We start from the raw sequence: 19,969 nt of genomic DNA, 5'->3' as shown, positions 1-19,969 counted from the left end.
CAGAGCATGTACGCGATCAGTATCCGCGAGCCCGGTGGTCCAGAGGTGTTGCGCTGGGCGCCGAGGCCCGATCCGGAGCCGGCCCAGGGCGAGGTCGTGATCGACATCGTCGCGGCCGCGGTGAACCGGGCCGACCTGTTGCAGCGTCAGGGCTTCTACCCGCCGCCGCCCGGGGTGACCACGGTGCCGGGGCTGGAGTGCTCGGGCCGGATCGTCAAGGTCGGCAAGGGTGTGACGCAGTGGCAGGTCGGCGATGAGGTGTGCGCGCTGCTGGCCGGTGGCGGTTACGCCGAGCGCGTAGCGGTGCCCGCGGTGCAGGTGCTGCCCGCGCCCAAGGGCGTGGACCTGGTGACCGCGGCCGGCCTGCCCGAGGTGACCTGCACGGTCTGGTCGAACGTGGTGATGCTGGCCGGGCTCTCCGCCGGGGACACCTTCCTCGCGCACGGCGGCGCCGGTGGCATCGGGACCTGCGCGATCCAGATCGGCAAGGCGCTGGGCGCGACGGTCGCGGTGACCGCCGGGACGCCCGAGGGCCTGGCCGAATGCGCCCGGCTTGGCGCGGACATCACGGTGAACTACCGCGAGCAGGACTTCGTCGAGGTGGTCAAGGAGGCCACCGGCGGCAAGGGCGCGGACGTGGTGCTGGACAACATGGGCGCCTCCTACCTGGCGCGCAACATCGACGTGCTGGCGGCGGGCGGTCGGCTCGTCGTGATCGGCATGCAGGGCGGCCGCAAGGCCGAGCTGGACCTGAGCAAGCTGCTGGCCAAGCGGGCCAGCGTGGCCGCGACCGGGCTGCGTGGCCGTCCGGTGGACGGGCCGGGCAGCAAGGCCGAGGTGGTCGCGGACGTGCGGGAACGCCTGTGGCCGCTGGTCGAGGAGGGCAAGGTCGGCGTGGTCGAGCACGCCAGGGTGCCGATGCAGGAGGCTGGCGAGGCGCACCGGCTGCTGGAAGCGGGCGGGGTGGTCGGCAAGATCCTGCTTGTCCGCGGGTGAACGGAAATCGGCCCGGCGGTGCGACGTAACTAACTAGTTGGTTGACAGCAGCGGACCGCGGGTGTTCCCTGGTGGCATGAGCAAAATCTGGCTTGTCACCGGCAGCTCCCGCGGTCTCGGGCGGGAGATCACCAGGGCCGCGCTGGCCCGTGGGGACCGGGTGGTCGCCACCGCGCGACGGCCCGGGGACCTGGCCGAATTCACCGAGACCTACGGCGATGCGGTGCGCGCGACCGCGCTGGATGTCACCGACCCCGCCGCGGCGCAGGCCGCGGTCAAGCTGGCCGTGCAGGAGTTCGGCGGCCTGGACGTGGTGGTCAACAACGCCGGCTACGCCAACACCTCGGCGTTCGAGGAGACCGCGATCGAGGACTTCCGGGCGCAGGTGGAGACCAACCTGTTCGGCGTGATCAACGTGAGCCGGGCGGCGCTGCCGGTGCTGCGCGCGCAGCGATCCGGGCACCTGGTGCAGATCTCCTCGATCGGCGGCCGGGTCGGCGGCACGCCGGGGCTGGCCGCCTACCAGACCGCGAAGTTCGGCGTGGCCGGCTTCTCCGAGGTGCTGGCCAACGAGCTGGCGCCGCTGGGCGTCAAGGTGACCGTGGTCGAACCGGGCGCCTTCCGCACCGACTGGGCAGGCTCGTCCATGCGGATGGACCCGCCCGGCGCGGACTACCTGGGCACCATCGGGCCGATGATCGACTACCGCGAGCGGGTGTCCGGTCAGGAGCCGGGCGATCCGGTGCGCGCGGGTGCGGTGATCACGCACCTGGTGGACACGGCGAACCCGCCGCGGCGACTGCTGCTGGGCTCGGACGCGGTGCGGCTGGCCGGCGAGGCCAGTGACCGGCGGGCGGCCGAGGCGGCGGAGTGGGCCGAACTCAGCCGGTCCACCGATTTCCCGGCCTAGCCGGGATCCAGCACGCCGATGGCCAGCCGGGAGCCGGTCGGGTCGGCGCGGAAGCGCAGCCCGAACTGCTCCTGCCAGCGAGTGAGCACAGTCAGCTCGCCGGGCCGGTCGACGTCGTCGAGCAGGATGGTCGCGCCCGGCGCGAGGGCCCAGCGCAGCACCGGCAGCGCCGGGTAGCGGGCCAGGTCCTTGCCCGGTTCGAAGGCGGGCGGGCCATCCACCAGCAGCAGGTCCACCAGGCCGAAGCGGTCGACGTAGGCCATCACCTCGTCGTGCACCAGCTGCGGGGTGTACCAGTGCAGCGCGCCGACCGCGGCCGGGTGGCCACTGAGCGGGGTGTGCACCACCCTGGCGATCTGGTGCAGGCCCTCCCGGCGGAGCTGAGTGTTGACGAAGGCGGCCCAGCGCTCGTCGTGTTCCAGGGAGAGCAGGTGGCCGAAGCCGCGGCGGGCCAGCATCCGGGCCACCACCACCGAGGAGGAGCCGCTGCCGCATTCCAGCAGCACGGTCCGGTTGCCGATCATGGCCTCGTCCAGCACGGCGGTCAGTCCGGACGGGCGCAGTGAGGCATCGCCGAAGGGCAGGTACTCGGTGAGCAGCGGCGCGAGCTTGTGCCAGGCGGCCAGGTCACCCATGGCTCGCGCGAGCGAGTCGTTCAACCAGCCTCCATGCGGCCCGGCTCAGCGCAGTTCGGCGACCGCGCGCACCAACTGATCAACCTCGGCCGCGTTGGTGTAGTGGGCCAGACCGACCCGGATCGCGCCACCGACCTCGCCGACCCCGAGTGCGGCGAAGACGCCATTGTGCCCGGAGTCGTGGAAGGCGCACACCCCGCGTTCGGCCAGATGTTCCACCGCCTCCCAGGCTTTGGCGCCGGTGATGGTGAAGGCGAGGGAGGGCACCCGGCGCATGGCGTCGCCGATGACCATGACGTGCCGCATCGCGCGCAGCTCGTTGATCAGATTGGCCAGCAGGCCCGCCTGGTATGCCTTGACCGAGCCGAGTGAGGTGAGCAGGCGTTCCCGGCGCGGGCCGATGGCGGCGTCGTCGAGTCCGGCCAGGTAGTCCACGGAGGAGACGAGTCCGGCCAGCAGCGGGTAGGCGTGCGGGCCGAGTTCGAGGCGTTCCGGGCCGCGGGCGCCGTGTTCCAGTGCCGCCGACGGCAGCCGGTCGAGCAGGGCGGCGTCGCGGAAGGCGAGTGCGCCCACCGGCGGGCCACCCCAGGCGGAGGCGGACACGGCGACCACGTCCGCGCCCATGGACAGCACGTCGAGGGGCACGAACGGGGCGGCGGAGGAGGCGTCGACCACGACCAGGGCGCCGTGTTTGCGGGCCGCGTCGGCCACGTGCCGGACGTCGGGGCGGGTGCCGACGGCGCCGGAGGCGGCGGTGATGGCCACCGCCTTGGTGCTGCCGGTGATCAGCCCGTCGTACTGCCAGGCGGGCAGTTCGCAGGTCTCGATGTCGATCTCGCCCCAGCGCACGCTGCCGCCGGCGCGCTGTGCGGCGCGTACCCAGGGTGAGACGTTGCCGGGGTGGTCGAGCCGGGAGACGACCACTTCGTCGCCGAGCATCCAGGCTTCGCCGAGGGCGTCGGCCAGGCGTTGCAGCAGGACGGCGGAACTGGGTCCGAGGACCACGCCTGCCGGGTCGCAGCCGACCAGGTCGGCTACGGAGCGACGCGCCGCGTCCACGATCGCCTCTGCCCGCTGCGAGGCCGGAAATATTCCACCCGGACCGGACACCGGGGCGCGCAACGCGGTCGAGACCGCGGTCGCCACCTGTTCGGGTACCTGCATACCCGCTGGTGAATCGAGGTGGACCCACCCGTCGCCCAGCGCGGGGAACAAGCCCCGTACCCGAGCGACGTCGTACGCCATGAAAGACACCGTACGGAGGACGCCAAATCGCGCGAACCCCGGGGTTACCTGGTGACCGCGGGTAGGCGACGGTTCGGGGTATCCGGGTCGCATTCGGCCACCAAGGCGAGCGAGGATGTGCACATGAACCAGCCCAACGACAGCGAGCAGCAGGTCGTGGTGATCGGACCGGATGGCACGCCCATCGGCACTGCGCTCCCGTTCGGCGCCTCGGTCACCGACGGTGACGGGGAGCAGCCGGGGAACGATGTGAGTGACATGGTCGAGCAGCCGGCCAAGGTCATGCGGATCGGCACCATGATCAAGCAGCTGCTCGAGGAGGTGCGGGCCGCGCCGCTGGACGAGGCGAGCCGCAACCGCCTGCGCGAGATCCACAAGTCCTCGATCACCGAGCTGGAACAGGGCCTGGCGCCCGAACTGCGGGACGAGCTGGAGCGGCTGTCGCTGCCGTTCAACGACGACGTGACGCCCTCGGACGCGGAGCTGCGGATCGCCCAGGCCCAGCTGGTCGGCTGGCTGGAGGGGCTCTTCCATGGCATCCAGACCGCGTTGTTCGCCCAGCAGATGGCCGCGCGGGTGCAGCTGGAGCAGATGCGCCGGGGCGCGCTGCCGCCGGGCAAGGGCGGCGAGACCGAGGGCGGGCACCTGGGGGGCGGCGGCGGGCAGTATCTCTGACCCATTGTCAGGCTAATTGAAAATGATTATCGTCTCCTCTTGAAGTAACCCTTCAGGAGGTAGGACGACATGCTGAAAACCCTCACCGCGGTGGCGACGGCGTTAGCCATGGCCGCGTCAGCCGCACCCGCGGTCGCCGCCCCGTCCGGGGCCCGGGTGCTGGTGGCCGACCAGCGAGCGGCCACCGTGCACGTGCTCGACCCGGCCACCGGACGGGTGACCGGCTCACTGCCCGATCGGGTGGTCAACGATCACGCGGGCGTGGTGACGCTGCCGGACGGGCGCGCGATCTTCGTCGACGACCGCAACCACGTCCTGGTGGTGCTGCAGCTGAGCGGAACGCCGAAGGTGCTGGGCACCGCGCCGGTGGACGGCGAGGTCGCACACCTGACCGTGGACCCGGCCGGCGGCTACGCGGTGGTCAGCAGCGCCGCCCACCACGAGCACGAGGAACCGGCCGCCCCGCACGAGGAGGGCGCCCACCTCACCCTGGTGGACCTGCGGACCTGGCAGACCAAGGAGGTCCCGGTGGCCGCCGGTGAGCCGGGGGTGCTCATCGACGCCGCCACCGATTCGGTCCTGCTGCGCAACGACGAACCCGCCGCGGTCCAGGCCTTCCCGCGCCGCGACCTGCTGGCCCACACCGGCGAGGCGCCACTGTCCCCAGCCCGCTCGGCCGAGATCGGCGCGCACGGCCACGGCGAGGCGTTCTCCGCCCGGCACCGGGTGATCGCCGCCGCCACCGAACGCGGCCTGGACCTGCTGCCCGCCAACCCCGACGGCACCTTCGGCTCCGCCCGCACCGTGCCCTGGAACATCTCCGGCCGCACCGGCGGCCGCGCGTTCTACCTCCGCCTCGCCGACGACAGCCGCACCGTGGCCAGCTACGTCCGCGACGACCGGGCCCTCGACTGGACCCAGTGGACCGAGGACGCCTACCTGGCCAACGCCACCACCGGCGAAGCCCACCGCGTCCCCCTGGGCACCGGCTACCTGTACCGCTTCGGCCTGTCCGACACCCTGGCCGGCTACCTGGTGCAGGGCGGCCGCACGGACGAGCTGGTGCTGGTGGACCTGGCCACGGCGAAGGTGACCGGCCGGGTCGACCTCGGGACGCTGCCGGGTGGGCCGCAGGGCGGTACGGACCCGTTCACCGCGCAGGGACGGCGGGTCGCGCTGACCGACGACGGCGGGCGGGCGTTCGTGACCGCGGGCGGTCAGGGGCGGGTGGATGTGGTGGACACCAGGACCAAGCGGGTGTGCGCTGAGCTGAAGTTGCCGACCGCGTTGAGCGGTGGCGGGTCGGTGGCGGTGTGGGAGCCCGGGGTCCGGCACGCGGACCTGGTGGGTCGCTGAGTTCGGTTTCGTTTTGTTCGTTTTGGGGCTAGACTGGCGGCATGCCAGCGACTGTGCGTGAACGGACTCTGTTGCCTCCGGCGCAACCGGAGCGACTGTCGCGCATGATTCCGTTGCTGAGCCCGGCACTGGTGGACCCGGACGGGACCCACCTGGAGTTGCCACCAGAGGTCTTCGAGGTGTTGCGGGACGTCGTGCAGGCCATGTCCCAGGGCCTGGCGATCACGATCGTTCCGCATCACACCGTGCTGACCACGTCCGGAGCCGCCCAGTTGCTCGGCGTCTCGCGTCCCACCCTGGTGCGCCTGCTCGAAGCGGGCGAGATTCCCTATGAGCAGCCGAACCGCCATCGGCGGATCATGTTGGCCGATGTGCTCGCCTACCAGGATCGCGCCCGCCGGGCCCGAGCGGCGGGACTGGATGAGATGGTTCGCGCCGGCGAGGATGACGGCTTGTACGACCTGCCACTGGACACGCCTTTCGAACGGCGGCCGGTGGAGGACGAGCAGAGCTGATCGGACGGTCCGTGTTCCCGGTCTTTCTGGACACCTGCGTACTGCTCAAGCCCTACCTGTGCGACACGTTGCTGAGCATCGCCGAATGCGGGCTCTACCGGCCGCTGTGGTCGGCGGGCGTGCTGGACGAGCTTGATCGGAACCTGCGCAGGCGAGGAGCGACCGAGGTCCAGGCCGGCCACCGCATCACGCAGATGACCACCCACTTTCCCGATGCCGAGGTCAGCGGCTACGCGGACCTGATCAGCGCGATGACCAATGACCGCAAGGATCGGCACGTGCTCGCGGCGGCGGTCCGCGGCGGAGCCGAAACCCTGGTCACGGAAAACCTGCGGGACTTCCCCGCGGCTGCGCTGGCGCCCTACGACCTGACCGCGTCTCATCAGGACGAGTTCCTGCTCGATCAGCTCGACCTGTCACCAGTCGCGGTGCTGGCAGCGCTACGCCGCCAGGTGACGCGGCATCGCCGGCATCCGCGGACCGTCGCGGATCTACTGGAAATCCTCGGCAGCGAAGGACATGGCTGCCCGCGCTTCGCAGCCGCCTGCCAGGAACGGCTCTGACGATCACGGCCCTACGGCCAGCGCGTGCAACACGCGCCGGCCGTCGTGCCGCGCCCGGATCCAGCACCCCACCGGACGGACCGACAACCCTGCGGCGGTGGCCAGCAACCAGGCCCGGTGCACGGCCATGCCCGCCTGGACGAAGTTCAGCGGTTCGGGCTCGCCGGTGGCCAGGAGCAGGAGTTCGGCGTTGGCGAGTTCCGGCTGGCCGCAGGAGCTGAGCGCCAGGTGCTCGGTGGGCCGGACGGCGGTGAGTCCGTGGCCGGGCAGGGTGATCGGGCCGCGGGTGGGCCAGGGGGCGGTGCGGCGGGCCAGCAGGGTTTCCGGGGTGACGTCCGGCGGTTGCCAGGGCAAGGGAGTGGCTGGGTGGGCGCTCAGTTCGGTGAGCGCGTCCTCGATCAGGGGCAAGGCAGGAGGATCCGGGAGGGGAGCCGGGATTGGCGGGTCTACTTTGTCCTTTGTGGACAGTCCGAGGTGGACGGTGGCGAGTGGGTATTCGCCGTGCCGCGGGGGTTGTGGGGTGAAGGCGGCGTTCGCGGGGATGCCGAGGGTGCGGGCGGCGGTGAGGATGGCGGCCAGGGCGTGGCCGAGGTCGAGCAGGAGGACCGGGAGGGCGCGGGGGCCGTAGCGCCAGGTGGTGCGTTGTGGTTGCAGGGCAAGGGTGATGGTGTTGCCTGGCGGGCCGTGCAGGGTGTGCGTGATGGGGTCGTAGTAGGCGGCGCCCAGGTAGGCGTTGACGGGGTAGCGGCCGCCCGCGGAGGGGACCCGGCGGAGGCGGACACCGCCGACCTTGCGCGCCGGGTCGCCCGCCAGGGAGAGGTCGAGCAGTGGGCCGAGGCCTGACGCCGGATGGCGCGGGAGTTCCTGGGCCGGGCCGGGTGGGAAGCGGCGTCGGCTGGGCGGCCAGTTCTCCAGGATGGTGGGGCCTGGATCGGCGCCGGTCCAGGCGGCGGTGAGGGCCTGTTCGATCGCGGTCACAGGAAGGGGGGCGGGTCCAGGACCAGGCCCTCCGGACCGGTCAGCGGGTTGGCCGTTGGGGCCCAGTCCCTGGCTCGCTGCGCTTCGCGCCAGCGGGGCAGGCCGAGGTAGCGGAAGGCGGCTGGGGCGTTGGGGATCAGGCCGGTGGCGGCGACCCGGAGTACGCGCCAGGGGGTTTCCGCGACATCCGGGGTGGTCAGGTCGACGGTGGCTACTCGGCAGCCTTGGGCGCGGAGGCTTTCCTGGAGTTCGGGGAAGGTGCCGGTGGGGAGGTCGGCCGCGGTGACCTGGGTGGTGGGGTTGGTGAAGCGGTGGAGCAGGGACTCCTGGGTTCTGGGGTCCAGCCAGATCTGGGGCTGGGCGCCCAGGTCGCGGACCCGGGCGAAGTGGGGACCTGCGTTGTCCCGGTAGTGGCGGTCTGGGCGGTGGTCCAGGTACAGGCCCTTGGCCAGGATCCCGGCCTTGATCGTGTCGAAGACCCAGCCGTCGGGTTCGAGCAGGCCCAGGGTGAAGACCCAGGTGTGGATGGCTTCCATGGCGGCCTTGGCGCAGGCCTCGGCCGGGTCGAAGCGGGCCGCGCCGCCGCCGGCGACGATGCCGGTTTCCTCGTCGATGGCGACCGCGGCGACGCAGGCGACCGGGTGTTCGGTGGGGAGTTCGACCAGGTGGATCTTGAGGCGGGTGCCGGTGAGGTCGGCGGCCAGGCCGGGGACCGAGTCCAGGGCGATGCCTCTGGTGGGGGCGCCCAGGTGCCACCAGAGTTCCAGGGCGTCGCGTTCCAGGAGTTCGAGCAGGCCGCGGCGGTGGGCGTCGGGGGCGTCGGCGCCGGTGGCGATGCCGGCGTAGTTGAGGTGGTGCAGGCGGGGTTCACGCCTGCGTTCGCCGGTGAAGTAGTTGAGGTAGACCCAGGAGGCGGGGAGCCAGCAGGGGTCGCCGTCCTCCTCGCCGCGGGTCCACAGCAGCTCGGTGTCCGGGGTGAATTCCTGGTACGGGAAGCCGGGTTCGCGGTGTTGCCAGGGAGCGAAGAACGGCAGGTCGGCAGGGCCGAAGTGGCGGTGACCTTCGGCGGCCAGGGCGGCGGCGGTGGTGCGGCGGAGGCGGGGATCGTCGAGCGGGGGGAGGCGGTTGCCGCAGTAGCGTTCGACGGCCTCGCCGAGGGCGGCGACCCTGGCGCCTTCGACGTCGCCGAAGGTGGTGCCCAGGCTGACCCGGTCGGCTGGCCAGGCGCCCAGGCGGCGGGCGTCGGAGACCTCGGCGGTGACGCCGCGGTAGCGGTGCGGCAGTCCGGGCACCGGCGCGACGTCGACGAGCCGGCGCACGATGCCGGTGAGCGGGTCGACCATGGTCTCCGGCGGCAGACTCACCGGACCACCTCCTCGATCAGGTTCGCCGCGGCCACCGCGTCAGTGGCGGCGGCCCAGGGCAGGGTGAACTCGACAGCCAGGACCTCGCGACGACTGAGGCGCAGCTCGATCGCGTCGACCGGGTCCACGCCGGTGTGCGGATTGCGGGCATGCCGGGGCCAGTGGTGGCCGGCGATTTCCAGGCGCAGCCGGGTTCCGGCGGGCAGCTCGACGCCGAGCGGGCCCAGCTCGGCGGTGCGCTCGACCGGGTGGCCGGGTGGGGCGGTGTCACGGAAGATCGTGTGCGCGAGCTGCCGGTTGTCGTCCACTGTGGACAGTCGAAGCAGCCAGTCGTTGTCCGGGGTGTCCGCGCGCAGCCGCAGCCGGACGCCGATCCGGCCGCGCAGCACGCCGCCGGGCAGTGGGGCGGAGTGCAGCAGGGCGCGGTCCGGGCGGTGGGCGTCGATGCTCAGGTCGGCGGCGGGGGCACGGGAGGGGAAGGGGTTCGCGGGGTCGGCGGTGAACACGCCGCGGGCCACGGACAGGCGGTGGGTGGGGCCGGTGCTGGTGGGCCAGTGGGACCAGTGGTCGCCGGTGGCGATCCAGGCGCCGTCGCCGGTCAGGCCGTTGAGGGCGGCGTGCGCGAAGGCCAGGTAGAGCGAGCCGATGCGTTTGCCTGCCAGGGCGGCGCCGGGGGCCTGGCTGTCCAGGAGGTGGCCCCAGGGACCCAGGACCAGGCGGGCGGGGCCGCCCCAGGTCGCGGCCAGCTCGGCGGTGTCGGCGGCGAAGGGGTCGTGCACGCCGCCAATCGCGAGCAGGGGCACGTCGCAGTGCCGGAGTTCGGACCAGAGCGGGCCGCGGCGGGGGGCGGACCAGAGTTCGGGCCAGCCGGGCTGGTCGACCAGGTCGCGGACGGGCAGGTGGGCGAGGTCGAGATCAACGGGCGGGCGGGGCTGGGCGGTGCCGCCGTGTTCGGACCACCAGCCTGCGCGGCAGGCGAGCCGGGCCGCGCCGCCGGGTTCGCGGGCAGTCTCACCGGGGCCCATGGCCGGGACGGCGGCGATCACCCCGGCTACCGGGGCGGTACGCGCGGCCGCGGTGACCAGGGCGCAGTAGGCGCCGTAGGAGGCGCCGGCGAGCAGCACCCGGCCGTCGCAGAAGTCCTGGGCGTGCACCCAGTCGAGCAGGGTGGCCCCGTCGGAGCGTTCGTGGACGTAGGGGAGGAAGGTCCCGCCGGAGCCGAATCTGCCCCGGGTATCCGCCGTTACGCAGGCAAAACCCCGGCTCGCCCAACTTTTTCCCTCGGCGCGGTTTAGCCGCTGATCGTAGGGGGAACGAAGAAGTACCACCGGAGATCGCTCGCGCTCGGGAGAGCGAAACACGGTGGTAGCGAGGGGCACCTCGTCCGCGGCGGGGACGAGGTGCCCCTCTACTTCTAGTGCCATGGGGCTTTTCAAGAGGCGCAGTCCGGCACCCGGAGGACCGGGTGGTCGGTGATCGCGGCGGTGTCCAGGTCGAGCACGCGCAGCCGTCGGTTGGCGGGTAGTTCGCTGGTCACCAGGGATCCCGCGGCGCGGGTGGGCTGCTCGGTCGCCCAGACGCGGAGATCCAGGGCTGCGGCCGAGAGCACCAGGTTCAGGTCGGCGGAGTCGAATTGCTCCGCGCCGGTGAGCACATCCCGCTGGGCCCAGTACGCGGTCAGGTGCTCGTGCCCGGAGCCCGCCGCGGCCAGGCGGCGCAGGCGGACGTCGCGGTGCCGGACGTCGGCCGAGGTGGCGGCGACCGGTTCCAGCAGGGCGTGCCTGCCCTCGCGGCTGATCCGTTGCCAGGCGATGCCGCGATCGGGCAGTTCGTCCAGTTCGGTCCACCACTCGGGGGCAGGGCCGTCGTGCAGGGCGCAGACCGCGGCCAGGCCGTCCAGAGAGTCGGCGCTGGTCAGCGGGCGGGGTTGGGCGCCGTGGCCGCGCAGCAGGTCGGCGTAGGACTCGGCGAGGTCGGGTGCGGCCAGGATGCCCACGGCCGCGCGGTCGACCGGCCAGCTCCGGCGGCGGCCCAGGAAGCCGGACGCGGCGAAGGCGGCCAGCTCCGGTGGAGCCTGCGCGGCGCCGGTCAGGGTGGCCCGCACTGCGGCGAGGGTTTCCGGTGGCAGCGCGATGTCGAGCACCTCGCCCTCGGGCGAGCGCAGCGCGGTCCGGTCCGCGGGCAGGCCGAAGAGCACTGCGCCCGGCGTCAGTTGGCTCATACGCACCTCCACCACCAGCGGTGGCCCGCCGCACCCCGGGGTACGACGGGCCACCTTGAGGTCAGACCGGAATCAGTCCTGGTCGGCGAACGGGTTCTCGACCAGGGCGTTGCTGTGGCTAGCCGAGTTGTGCGGCAGCTCGCGCTCGGCCTCGACGCGCACGAAGACCTTGTCCATCTCGTACCTCCTCCAGATCGCGGTTGACCTTCAACCTCCTCATGCCTATCACAAATGAAAGTCATTACCAATAGTGTTAGTGTGCTCGGGTGACGAACGTCGTAGCCCTCCGGCGGGACCCGGACTTCCGCCGGTACCTGGCCGCCAGGGTGGTGTCCGTGGCCGGTTCGCTGGTCACCGTGGTCGCGCTGCCGATCCTGGTGTACCGATTGACCGGTTCAGCGGCCTGGACCGCGGCCGTGGCCGCCGCGGAAGCCTTGCCCTACCTGCTGTTCGGCCTGCTCGCGGGCGCGCTGGCGGACCGGCTGGACCGGCGCGCGCTGATGGTGGCGGTGGACCTGCTCAACGCGTTGCTGCTGGCCAGCGTGCCGATCGCGTGGGCGCTGGACGGGCTGAGCGCGGTGCACGTGGTGGCAGTCGGGTTCCTGTCCCAGACGCTGTTCGTGGTCTTCGACTCGGCCAACTTCGGCGCGCTGCCCACGCTGGTCGGCAAGGACCGGACCACCTCGGCCTACTCCACCGTGTTCGGGGTGACCACGGTGGTGGAGATGGTGGTGCCGCCGCTGGCCACGCTGGCCGTCACGCTCTTCTCCCCCGCGCCGATGCTGGCCCTGGACGCGCTCAGCTATGGCATCTCCGCGCTGCTGATCCGGGCCATCGTGCGCCCACTGTCCGCGCCGGACCGGGCCGGGCGGCCGCGGTCGATGGCCGACATCAAGGCCGATGTCCGGGCCGGGCTGGGCTTCCTGTGGCGGCAGCCGACCGTGCGCACGCTGACCCTGGTCGGCGCGACCCACTCGGCCGCGGGCGGGGCCTGGGTGGCGATGGTGGTGCCGTGGGCGGACCGCTCGCTCGGCGTACCGCCCAGCGGCGATGCCCGGCTGGCGGTGCTGATGAGCTGCTGGGGCGTTGGCGGGCTGATCGCGGCCAAGCTGGTGCCGGTGCTGAGCCGTCGGCTGGGACCGGCGCGGCTGGCGCTGCGGGCGTTGCCTGCCTCGCTGCTGTCCGGGCTGGCGGTGGTGTTCAGCTCGCACTGGCTGCTGGGTGCGCTGGCCGCGATCGCCTGGGGCACCGCCTACACCACGGTGGTGATCAACGCGATCACCTTCCGGCAGCAGGTCACCCCGGTTGAGCTGCAAGGACGGGTCAACACCACGGCCCGGATGCTGTCCTGGGGACTGGGTCAGCCGCTGGGCGCCACGCTGGCGGGTGCGGTGGCGGTGGCGGCGAGCCCGAGTGCCGGACTCGCCGCCGTGGTCGGCGTGCTCGCGATCGGGGTGGTGCTGGCCTGGTGCTCGCCGCTGCGCACCGAGGCCAAGCCGGAACCGGTCTACAGCACCGTGTCGTAGGAGCAGGCGGGGCGGCCGGTGTGCTCGTCCCGCCAGACCCGGCCGCGCACGCCGAAGACCCCGGCCAGCAGGTCGGCGTCGACCACCTCGGCGGCCGGGCCGTCCGCGTGCACCACGCCGTCCCGCAGCGCGAGCACCCGGTCGGCGAACCGGGCGGCCTGGGCCAGGTCGTGCAGCACGGTGACCACGGTCAGCCCACGTTCGGCCCGCAGCCGGGCGACCAGCTCCAGGACTTCCAGCTGGTGCCGGACGTCCAGGTAGGTGGTGGGTTCGTCGAGCAGCAGCACCGGGGCGTCCTGGGCCAGCGCGAGGGCCAGCCGGACCCGCTGGCGTTCACCGCCGGAGAGCCGGTCCACCGCGGCGTCGGCGTACTCGGCCACCCCGGTCTCGGCCAGTGCCCGGCGCACCGGTTCGTCGTCGCCTGCCCGCAGCATGCCCAGCGGGCCGCGCACGGCATAGCGGCCCTGCCGGACCAGCTGGCGCACGGTCAGTCCGGGCACCGCGGGCATGGCCTGCGGCAGCACCGCGATCCGGCGGGCGATCTCCCTGCGGGACAACGAGTTCAGCTCGTCCACGCCGAGGGTCACGGTGCCCTGATCCGGTGGGTGCAGCCCAGCCAGCACGCGCAGCAGGGTGCTCTTGCCACAACCGTTGCGGCCCACCAAGGCGAGCCACTCCCCCGCCGCCACCCGGATGTCCACAGTGGACAGCACGGTGCGCTGGCCGAACCGGACGGTGATGCCGGTGCCACTGATCATGACTGATCCCTCCCCGCCAGCGCGCTGGAGAACCGGCGCGCGACCACGATCAACACCACCGCGCCGGCCAGCGCGGTCACCGCGCCAACCGGCACGCCCAGCCGCTGGCTGCCCGAGGCCGGGACCAGCAGCGTCACCGCCTGCGCGAGGAAATCCGCACCGCACACACTGGCCGCGCCGGCGATCCCGGCCGCGGGCAACAACAACCGGTGCTCGGCCCCGGCGAGCAGCCGGGCGGCGTGCGGGGCGAGCAGGCCGACGAAGGCCACCGCGCCCACCGCGGCGACCGCGGCCGCGGTGGCCAGCACCGCGCCGAGCAGGGCGAGACTGCGCCACGGGGTGACCGCCAGGCCGACGCCGCGGGCATGGTCGTCGTCGACCGCGAGCAGGTCCAGCGCGGGCGCGACCAGGGCCAGCACCAGCACCACCGCGAGCAGCCAGGGCCACAGCGCGTGCCAGTGCTCCCAGGTCCGCCCGTTGAGCGAGCCGACCAGCCAGCGGGCGGCCGCCCCGGCCAGCTGCGGGCGGGCGGTGAGCAGCACCAGGGACAACCCGGCCAGCACCGCGGACACCAGCACACCGAGCACCACCAGCCGCAGCGGATCCGCGCCCGCCCTGGAGGCGATCAGCCACAGTGCCGCGCCGCCGAGCACTCCGCCCAGCACCGCCGCCGCAGTGAGTCCGCTCGCGGTCCCGGCCAGGCCGAACACGGTGGCGGTCACCGCGCCGAGCACCGCGCCGGAGCCGACCCCGGTGACCTCCGGCGAGGCCAGCGGGTTGCGCAGCACGGCCTGCAGCACCACACCGCCCAGGCCGAGGCAGGCGCCGGTGCCCAGCGCGACCAGCATCCGCGGCAACCGCAGTTCGCCGACGATGGTCAGCTCCAGTTCGGTGCCGCTGCCGAACAACGCGCCCAGCGTGCTCAGCGGGCCGACCGAGCTGCCCACGGAGAGCTGAGCGAGCGCGGCCACCGCCAGCAGCACCGCCAGCACGGGCAGGGCGAGTGCGCGGGTCATCCCAGTGCCTCCCGGTCCGCGCGGCGACGGAACATCAGCAGCGCGCCCAGCACCACCGCGACCACCGCGGTCAGCCCGCCCACTGGCAGTTCGACCGGGTAGAGCACGGTGCGGGCGAGCAGGTCGGCCACCGCCACCAGCAGCGCGCCGAACAGCGCCGACCAGGCCAGCCACCCCCTGGCCTCCGCCGAGGGGCGCAGCCGCCGGGCCAGCTGCGGGCCGAGGAAACCGACCCAGGCGATCGGCCCCGCCGGTCCGACCGCGACCGCGACCAGCGCGCAGGCCAGCACCAGCACCGCCAGCCGGGCCCGGTCGGCCCGCAGGCCGAGCGCCGAGGCGGTGTCGTCGCCCAGCCGCAGCAGGCCGAGCGCGGGCACCGCGAGCAAGGCCAGCGGCAACGCGGCGAGCAGGCCGGGCGCGGCGAAGGCGACCGTGTCCCAGGTGGTGCCGGTCAGCGAGCCCAGCAAGTAGCGGAAGAGCACGCCCTGTTCCCGGGAGTCCGACAGCGACAGCCCGGTGAACATGATCGCCTGCAACCCGGCGCTGACCGCGGCCCCGATCAGCAGCACCGCGGCCGGTCCGATCGCCTTGCGCGCGGCCAGCAGGGTCAGCAGCCCACCGAGCACCGCGCCCAGCAATGCCGGGACCAGTGGTGCGCCCGGCACCGGCAGCGCCCACACCACGGTGATGGCCACCGCGGCCGAGGCGCCGCTGGAGACACCGAGCAGTTCCGGCACGGCCAGCGGATTCCGTAGCGACTCCTGCAACAGGAGTCCGGCCGCGCCCAGTGCCGCGCCCGCGCACAACCCGAGCAGCAGCCGGGGCGTACGTAACAGCACCACCACGGCGTGCTCAAGATCGGTCTCGCCGGCGAACGCGGCGGGCAGCCGGTTGATCCCGACCAGCGGCGTGCCCAGGCAGAGCGTTGCCGTGCTGACTACCAGTAACGCCAGCACGGCCAGCAGTGGGGCGCGGAACCGGCTCACGCCGCGGGCGCCGCGGACACCTTGGCGATCGCCTCGTCGATGATCGCGCCGAGGCTGCGGGTGCCCCGGCCGGAACCCCAGAGCTTGGGCACGACCTCGTGCACCTGACCGGACTGCACGGCCTTCACCTGCTTCCACACCGGGTTCGCGGCGAGTTGTTCGGACAGCTTCTTGTCCGTGGCCGCGAAGATCAAGGAGTAGACGAAGACCACGGTCGGCTGCTTGGCCAGGATCTCCTCGACGCTGTAGGTGTTCGCGGTCTCGGCGTTGGTGCCCTTGGCCGGGAACGGATAGCCGAAGAGCTGGCCCAGCAGCTTGCCGTTGATCGAGTCGGCGGTGTCCACGCCGATCGAGTCGGCGCTGCCGAACATCAGCAGCACGGTCTGCTTGTGCAGGCCCTTCTGCTTGCTGGTGGCGATGGCCTTGGCCAGTTTCGTCCGGAACTTGGTCTCCGCGGCCACGGCCTGCTCGGTGCGGCCGGTGAGCGCGCCGAGGTTACGCAGGTAACCGACGGACTGCTCCCAGCTGTTCGGGTTGACCGTCCACAGTGGAGCGTTGAACTTGGTCACCGCGGGCCGGAGTCCGTCGTGCACACCGGAAAGTCCGATCACCAGGTCCGGTTTGAGCGCGCCGATCGCCTCCACGTCCTCCTGGCCGAAGCTGCCGGGAACCACCGGCACCGACTTGCCCGCCTCGCCGGCGAGCTGCGGCAGGGTCAGCAGCACCGCGTTGGAGCTGCCCGCCGGTTTCAGTCCGAGTTCGGTGAGCGCGTCGTCACACAATCCGGTGAGGCAGACGATGCGCTCCGGGATCTTGGGCAGGGTCAGGTTCTGCCCGTTCGGGTCGGTCACGCTGAGCGAGGGCGTCAACGGCGCGGCACTGACCGGAACGTCGGCTCCGGCGGTGCCCGCGGTGTTGGTGGGAGCGGTTGCGGGTGGTGCCGCGGTGCACGCGGAAACCAGGACTGTCGACACTGTGACCAGGCTGAGCAGGCCGATCTTGGCGTGCGGCGGACGCACCAGGCACCTCCAGGCGGGAACGGGACCAAGCAAGACGATAACGGTTTTCATCTTTCCTTGGTTTTGTCACCCGGAAGTCGTGGGGACCGTCACGATCCCCTAACGCCACGCTTGGTGAAATCCACTGTTCGAGCGGCCGGTCATCGCGCACCGCGACCGCGCTATGACCCACCGGTGGCCAAGTACGGATTGTCGCGCCGGTACCCTCACTTTCGTGTCCAGCAGCACTCTTGAAAATCCAGCGGTGAACACTGCCCGCGCGTACCGCAGCTGGGGCCGGGCCTTCGCAGACCTGCGCGCCGGATGGAACCAGCGCTCGCTCTGGGGCCACCTCGGTTGGCAGGACATCAAGCAGGGCTACCGGCGCTCCGTGCTCGGTCCACTGTGGATCACCATCAGCACCGGCGTCATGGCGCTGGCGATGGGCATCCTGTTCTCGGCGATCCAGAACGCGCCCATCGAGTTCTTCCTGCCATACGTGACCGTCGGTCTCGTCTGCTGGACGTTCATCTCGAACTGCGTGAACGAGGGCGCGAACGTCTTCATCGCCAACGAGGGCCTGATCAAACAGCTCCCCTCGCCGCTGACCACCCACGTCTTCCGGCTGGTGTGGCGGCAGGTGCTGCTGTTCGCGCACAACTTCCTGATCTACTTCATCATGCTGGCGATCTTCCCGCAGGACCTGAAGTGGACCGCGGTGTACGCGATCCCGGCGTTCGTGCTGATCGTGCTCAACGGCGGCTGGGTCGCGCTGCTCACCGGCATCATCAGCACCCGCTTCCGGGACATCCCGCCGATCATCGGCAGCGTCGTGCTGCTGCTCTTCTACATGACCCCGATCGTGTGGGACTTCAACATCCTGGCCAACCACTCGAACCCGATCGTCCGGGACCGCGCGTGGCTCGCCGAGTTCAACCCGTTCCTGCACTTCATCGAGATCATCCGGCGGCCGCTGCTGGGCCAGGACCAGCTGTTCCACCACTGGCTGATCGTCGGCATCATCACCGTGGTCGGCTGGGCCGCCGCGCTGGTGCTGCTGCGCAACTACCGTGCCCGCGTGTCCTACTGGGTGTAAGGGGGCTGAATTCCCATGGTCAGCATCGATGTACAGAACGCCTGGGTCGAGTTCCCCATCTTCGACGCCAAGACCCGGTCGCTGAAGAAGGCCGTGCTCGGCAAGGCAGGCGGCAAGATCGGCGGCGAGGGCAAGGTGCCGGTGATCGAGGCGCTGCGGGATGTCTCCATCTCGCTGCAGCACGGTGACCGGGTCGCGCTGGTCGGACACAACGGCGCCGGCAAGTCCACCCTGCTGCGTCTGCTCTCGGGCATCTACGAGCCGACCCGCGGCACCTCGCGGATCGTCGGCAAGGTCGCGCCCGTCTTCGACCTCGGCGTCGGCATGGACCCGGAGATCTCCGGTTACGACAACATCATCATCCGCGGGCTGTTCCTGGGCATGACCCGCAAGCAGATGGAAGCCCGCATCGACGACATCGCCGAGTTCAGCGAACTGGGCAACTACCTGTCGATGCCGCTGCGGACCTACTCCACCGGTATGCGGGTGCGCCTCGCACTCGGTGTGGTGACCTCGATCGACCCCGAGATCCTGCTGCTGGACGAGGGCATCGGCGCGGTCGACGCGGCCTTCCTGGACAAGGCGCGGGACCGGCTCAACGACCTGGTCAAGCGGTCCGGCATGCTGGTGTTCGCCTCGCACTCCGACGAGTTCCTGAAGAGCCTGTGCAGCACCGCGATCTGGGTGGACCACGGGCAGGTCCGGGAACACGGTCCGCTGCGCGAGGTGCTCACCCACTACAAGGGCAGGGACCCGTTCGCCAATGACGACGAACACGCTTCCGTGGGAGCTGGTGGCACACCATGACTGATCGGGCTGGGTCGAAGTCGCCGGAGGGCAAGGTCATCGCGGTGGTGGTCACCTGCCGCCGGCGTGAACTGCTCGCCGATTCACTGAAGGTGATCGCGGCCCAGACCCGTCAACCAGACCACCTCATCGTGGTCGACAACGGGCCGGACCAGCCTGCGCGCGAGGTCGTGGAGGCCACCCCGATCCCGACCACCTACCTGCTGTCCCAGCGCAACCTCGGTGGCGCCGGCGGTTTCGCCCTGGGCATGCTGCACGCGCTGGCCATGGGCGCGGACTGGGTCTGGCTGGGCGACGACGACGGCCGCCCCGCCGACGACACCGTGCTGGAGGTGCTGCTGGATGAGGCCAAGCGCCGCAACCTGGCCGCGGTCAGCCCGGTCGTGGTCAACATCGAGCGCCCGGACACGCTGGCCTTCCCGCTGCGCCGCGGCCTGACCTGGAAGCGCCGCCGCGAGGAACTGTCCAGCCCGGACAGCCCCGACTTCCTGCCGGGCATCGCCTCGTTCTTCAACGGCGCCCTGTTCCGCGCCTCCACCCTGGACGTGGTGGGCGTGCCGGACTACCGGCTGTTCTTCCGCGGCGACGAGGTCGAGATCCACCGCCGGGTGGTCCGCAGCGGTCTGCGCTTCGGCACCACGCTGAAGGTGGCCTACGCCCACCCGGACGGCTCCGACGAGTTCAAGCCGATGCTCGGCGGCCGCTTCCACGCCCAGGACCCCGGCGACCCGGTGAAGCGCTACTACACCTACCGCAACCGCGGCTACCTGCTGTCCCAGCCGGGCATGCGCAAGCTGGGCCTGCTGGAAGCGGTCCGGTTCGGGCTGTACTTCCTGGGGCAGAAGAAGGACCCGAAGGCCTTTGCCGAGTGGGTGAAGCTCGTGCTGCAGGGGCGCAGGGAGAAGTTCTTCCGCAAGTGAGTCGTTGATCGCCAAGTTCGCCCGTAGCGGATCCGCTACGGGCGAACTTGCGTTGTGCCCCAAGGGTTTCCATGGTCACCTTGCCCCCATGGCACAGAAACAGGCACTCATCCTGCACATCGCCGGGGTTGGCGAGCCGGTGCGGATCGCACTGACCGACGAGGCCGCGACGGACCTCGGCCCCCGGCTGCGCAGGCACCTGGAGACCGCGAGCACCCAGGCGGTGCCGACCGAGGACGGCGGGGAGATCGTGGTCAATTTCGCGCAGGTGGCCACGGCGCATATCGGCCCGGTGAACGCGCCGGGTGGGCTGTACGGAAAGGCGCCGGTGGCGGCCAGCCGGGAGACCGCGCTGACACCCTGATGACGGCTGGGCTGACGAATACATGGGGAAGCCCCAGGCG

The 19,969-nt window shown here is 71.7% G+C and carries 22 protein-coding genes; 11 read left to right on the top strand and 11 right to left on the bottom strand.

Annotated features, from left to right (window positions below; translation table 11 throughout):
* Positions 1-6 precede the first annotated feature (6 nt).
* Both MZC64_RS06800 and MZC64_RS06795 read left to right on the top strand, forming a co-directional pair.
* A complete protein-coding gene (locus tag MZC64_RS06800; protein ID WP_247761041.1) occupies positions 7-996 on the top strand; it encodes an NAD(P)H-quinone oxidoreductase in 990 nt (329 codons plus the stop codon).
* 76 nt (positions 997-1,072) lie between these two features.
* A complete protein-coding gene (locus MZC64_RS06795; protein ID WP_247761040.1) occupies positions 1,073-1,906 on the top strand; it encodes an oxidoreductase in 834 nt (277 codons plus the stop codon).
* On the opposite strand, the gene MZC64_RS06790 is transcribed toward MZC64_RS06795, so the two are convergent.
* On the bottom strand, positions 1,903-2,565 hold the full coding sequence (locus tag MZC64_RS06790; protein WP_247761039.1) for a class I SAM-dependent methyltransferase: 663 nt from the start codon (positions 2,563-2,565) through the stop codon (positions 1,903-1,905). The two genes, MZC64_RS06795 and MZC64_RS06790, sit on opposite strands and share 4 nt — an antisense overlap.
* A 21-nt stretch (positions 2,566-2,586) precedes the next feature.
* Complete coding sequence (locus tag MZC64_RS06785) at positions 2,587-3,786, bottom strand: cysteine desulfurase-like protein (protein ID WP_247761038.1); 1,200 nt, start codon at positions 3,784-3,786, stop codon at positions 2,587-2,589.
* Positions 3,787-3,909: 123 nt separating this feature from the next.
* On the opposite strand from MZC64_RS06785, the gene MZC64_RS06780 reads away from it, so the two are divergent.
* The 4 genes from MZC64_RS06780 (at position 3,910) to MZC64_RS06765 (ending at position 6,895) form a co-directional block, all read left to right on the top strand.
* A complete protein-coding gene (locus MZC64_RS06780; RefSeq protein ID WP_185001163.1) occupies positions 3,910-4,461 on the top strand; it encodes a bacterial proteasome activator family protein in 552 nt (183 codons plus the stop codon).
* 69 nt (positions 4,462-4,530) lie between these two features.
* A complete protein-coding gene (locus MZC64_RS06775; RefSeq protein WP_247761037.1) occupies positions 4,531-5,817 on the top strand; it encodes a YncE family protein in 1,287 nt (428 codons plus the stop codon).
* Positions 5,818-5,858: 41 nt separating this feature from the next.
* A complete protein-coding gene (locus MZC64_RS06770; protein WP_247761036.1) occupies positions 5,859-6,332 on the top strand; it encodes a helix-turn-helix domain-containing protein in 474 nt (157 codons plus the stop codon).
* An 11-nt stretch (positions 6,333-6,343) separates the two neighbouring features.
* Positions 6,344-6,895 carry a PIN domain-containing protein gene (locus tag MZC64_RS06765; RefSeq protein ID WP_247761035.1) on the top strand — a complete coding sequence of 184 codons (552 nt, stop codon included), beginning with the start codon at positions 6,344-6,346 and terminating at the stop codon, positions 6,893-6,895.
* A gap of 3 nt (positions 6,896-6,898) precedes the next feature.
* On the opposite strand, the gene MZC64_RS06760 is transcribed toward MZC64_RS06765, so the two are convergent.
* The 5 genes from MZC64_RS06760 to amiA all read right to left on the bottom strand — a co-directional run bounded on the left by MZC64_RS06760 (position 6,899) and on the right by amiA (position 11,635).
* Positions 6,899-7,873 carry a hypothetical protein gene (locus MZC64_RS06760; RefSeq protein WP_247761034.1) on the bottom strand — a complete coding sequence of 325 codons (975 nt, stop codon included), beginning with the start codon at positions 7,871-7,873 and terminating at the stop codon, positions 6,899-6,901.
* Positions 7,870-9,237: a YcaO-like family protein gene (locus tag MZC64_RS06755; protein WP_247761033.1), complete on the bottom strand. Its 1,368-nt coding sequence runs from the start codon at positions 9,235-9,237 to the stop codon at positions 7,870-7,872. Before MZC64_RS06755 ends, MZC64_RS06760 begins: the two co-directional genes overlap by 4 nt.
* A complete protein-coding gene (locus MZC64_RS06750) occupies positions 9,234-10,661 on the bottom strand; it encodes a CocE/NonD family hydrolase (RefSeq protein WP_247761032.1) in 1,428 nt (475 codons plus the stop codon). The genes MZC64_RS06755 and MZC64_RS06750 overlap by 4 nt, the downstream gene beginning before the upstream one ends.
* 8 nt (positions 10,662-10,669) lie before the next feature.
* Positions 10,670-11,458, bottom strand: coding sequence for a hypothetical protein (locus MZC64_RS06745; protein WP_247761031.1), 789 nt, complete (start codon positions 11,456-11,458; stop codon positions 10,670-10,672).
* Between the two features lie 72 nt (positions 11,459-11,530).
* Complete coding sequence (amiA, locus tag MZC64_RS06740) at positions 11,531-11,635, bottom strand: streptamidine family RiPP (RefSeq protein ID WP_246492469.1); 105 nt, start codon at positions 11,633-11,635, stop codon at positions 11,531-11,533.
* Positions 11,636-11,724: 89 nt separating this feature from the next.
* Between amiA and MZC64_RS06735 the strand changes: the two genes are divergently transcribed.
* Entirely contained in the window at positions 11,725-12,984 is a 1,260-nt protein-coding gene (locus MZC64_RS06735; RefSeq protein ID WP_247761030.1) for an MFS transporter, read from the top strand.
* On the opposite strand, the gene MZC64_RS06730 is transcribed toward MZC64_RS06735, so the two are convergent.
* The 4 genes from MZC64_RS06730 to MZC64_RS06715 are packed head-to-tail and all read right to left on the bottom strand — an operon-like array spanning position 12,966 to position 16,763.
* Positions 12,966-13,742, bottom strand: a complete 777-nt coding sequence (locus MZC64_RS06730; RefSeq protein ID WP_247761029.1) for an ABC transporter ATP-binding protein — start codon at positions 13,740-13,742, stop codon at positions 12,966-12,968. The two genes, MZC64_RS06735 and MZC64_RS06730, sit on opposite strands and share 19 nt — an antisense overlap.
* On the bottom strand, positions 13,739-14,758 hold the full coding sequence (locus MZC64_RS06725) for an iron ABC transporter permease (RefSeq protein ID WP_247761028.1): 1,020 nt from the start codon (positions 14,756-14,758) through the stop codon (positions 13,739-13,741). Before MZC64_RS06725 ends, MZC64_RS06730 begins: the two co-directional genes overlap by 4 nt.
* Entirely contained in the window at positions 14,755-15,744 is a 990-nt protein-coding gene (locus tag MZC64_RS06720) for an iron ABC transporter permease (protein ID WP_247761027.1), read from the bottom strand. Before MZC64_RS06720 ends, MZC64_RS06725 begins: the two co-directional genes overlap by 4 nt.
* The gene (locus MZC64_RS06715; protein WP_247761026.1) at positions 15,741-16,763 is read right to left on the bottom strand and encodes an ABC transporter substrate-binding protein; all 1,023 of its coding nucleotides are present in this window, start codon (positions 16,761-16,763) and stop codon (positions 15,741-15,743) included. Before MZC64_RS06715 ends, MZC64_RS06720 begins: the two co-directional genes overlap by 4 nt.
* Positions 16,764-17,007: 244 nt before the next feature.
* Between MZC64_RS06715 and MZC64_RS06710 the strand changes: the two genes are divergently transcribed.
* The 4 genes from MZC64_RS06710 (at position 17,008) to MZC64_RS06695 (ending at position 19,929) form a co-directional block, all read left to right on the top strand.
* A complete protein-coding gene (locus tag MZC64_RS06710; protein WP_247761025.1) occupies positions 17,008-17,838 on the top strand; it encodes an ABC transporter permease in 831 nt (276 codons plus the stop codon).
* Between the two features lie 15 nt (positions 17,839-17,853).
* Positions 17,854-18,645 carry an ABC transporter ATP-binding protein gene (locus tag MZC64_RS06705; protein WP_247761024.1) on the top strand — a complete coding sequence of 264 codons (792 nt, stop codon included), beginning with the start codon at positions 17,854-17,856 and terminating at the stop codon, positions 18,643-18,645.
* Positions 18,642-19,565, top strand: a complete 924-nt coding sequence (locus tag MZC64_RS06700; protein ID WP_247761023.1) for a glycosyltransferase — start codon at positions 18,642-18,644, stop codon at positions 19,563-19,565. Before MZC64_RS06705 ends, MZC64_RS06700 begins: the two co-directional genes overlap by 4 nt.
* A gap of 88 nt (positions 19,566-19,653) precedes the next feature.
* The gene (locus MZC64_RS06695; RefSeq protein ID WP_247761022.1) at positions 19,654-19,929 is read left to right on the top strand and encodes a hypothetical protein; all 276 of its coding nucleotides are present in this window, start codon (positions 19,654-19,656) and stop codon (positions 19,927-19,929) included.
* Positions 19,930-19,969: the final 40 nt, after the last annotated feature.

The organism is Crossiella sp. S99.2 (assembly GCF_023094165.1).
Taxonomy (GTDB): Bacteria; Actinomycetota; Actinomycetes; order Mycobacteriales; family Pseudonocardiaceae; genus Crossiella.
The sequence above is the reverse complement of the archived record's forward strand: the minus strand, read 5'-3'. Positions and strand labels throughout refer to the sequence as shown.

Excerpts from the sequence above, each read along its gene's own strand:
- MZC64_RS06745 (WP_247761031.1), bottom strand. The coding sequence starts at position 11,458 with ATGAGCCAACTGACGCCGGGCGCAGTGCTCTTCGGCCTGCCCGCGGAC.
- MZC64_RS06705 (WP_247761024.1), top strand. The coding sequence starts at position 17,854 with ATGGTCAGCATCGATGTACAGAACGCCTGGGTCGAGTTCCCCATCTTC.
- MZC64_RS06795 (WP_247761040.1), top strand. The coding sequence starts at position 1,073 with ATGAGCAAAATCTGGCTTGTCACCGGCAGCTCCCGCGGTCTCGGGCGG.
- MZC64_RS06770 (WP_247761036.1), top strand. The coding sequence starts at position 5,859 with ATGCCAGCGACTGTGCGTGAACGGACTCTGTTGCCTCCGGCGCAACCG.
- MZC64_RS06695 (WP_247761022.1), top strand. The coding sequence starts at position 19,654 with ATGGCACAGAAACAGGCACTCATCCTGCACATCGCCGGGGTTGGCGAG.
- amiA (WP_246492469.1), bottom strand. The coding sequence starts at position 11,635 with ATGGACAAGGTCTTCGTGCGCGTCGAGGCCGAGCGCGAGCTGCCGCAC.
- MZC64_RS06775 (WP_247761037.1), top strand. The coding sequence starts at position 4,531 with ATGCTGAAAACCCTCACCGCGGTGGCGACGGCGTTAGCCATGGCCGCG.
- MZC64_RS06800 (WP_247761041.1), top strand. The coding sequence starts at position 7 with ATGTACGCGATCAGTATCCGCGAGCCCGGTGGTCCAGAGGTGTTGCGC.
- MZC64_RS06725 (WP_247761028.1), bottom strand. The coding sequence starts at position 14,758 with ATGACCCGCGCACTCGCCCTGCCCGTGCTGGCGGTGCTGCTGGCGGTG.
- MZC64_RS06700 (WP_247761023.1), top strand. The coding sequence starts at position 18,642 with ATGACTGATCGGGCTGGGTCGAAGTCGCCGGAGGGCAAGGTCATCGCG.
- MZC64_RS06750 (WP_247761032.1), bottom strand. The coding sequence starts at position 10,661 with ATGGCACTAGAAGTAGAGGGGCACCTCGTCCCCGCCGCGGACGAGGTG.
- MZC64_RS06785 (WP_247761038.1), bottom strand. The coding sequence starts at position 3,786 with ATGGCGTACGACGTCGCTCGGGTACGGGGCTTGTTCCCCGCGCTGGGC.
- MZC64_RS06730 (WP_247761029.1), bottom strand. The coding sequence starts at position 13,742 with ATGATCAGTGGCACCGGCATCACCGTCCGGTTCGGCCAGCGCACCGTG.
- MZC64_RS06780 (WP_185001163.1), top strand. The coding sequence starts at position 3,910 with ATGAACCAGCCCAACGACAGCGAGCAGCAGGTCGTGGTGATCGGACCG.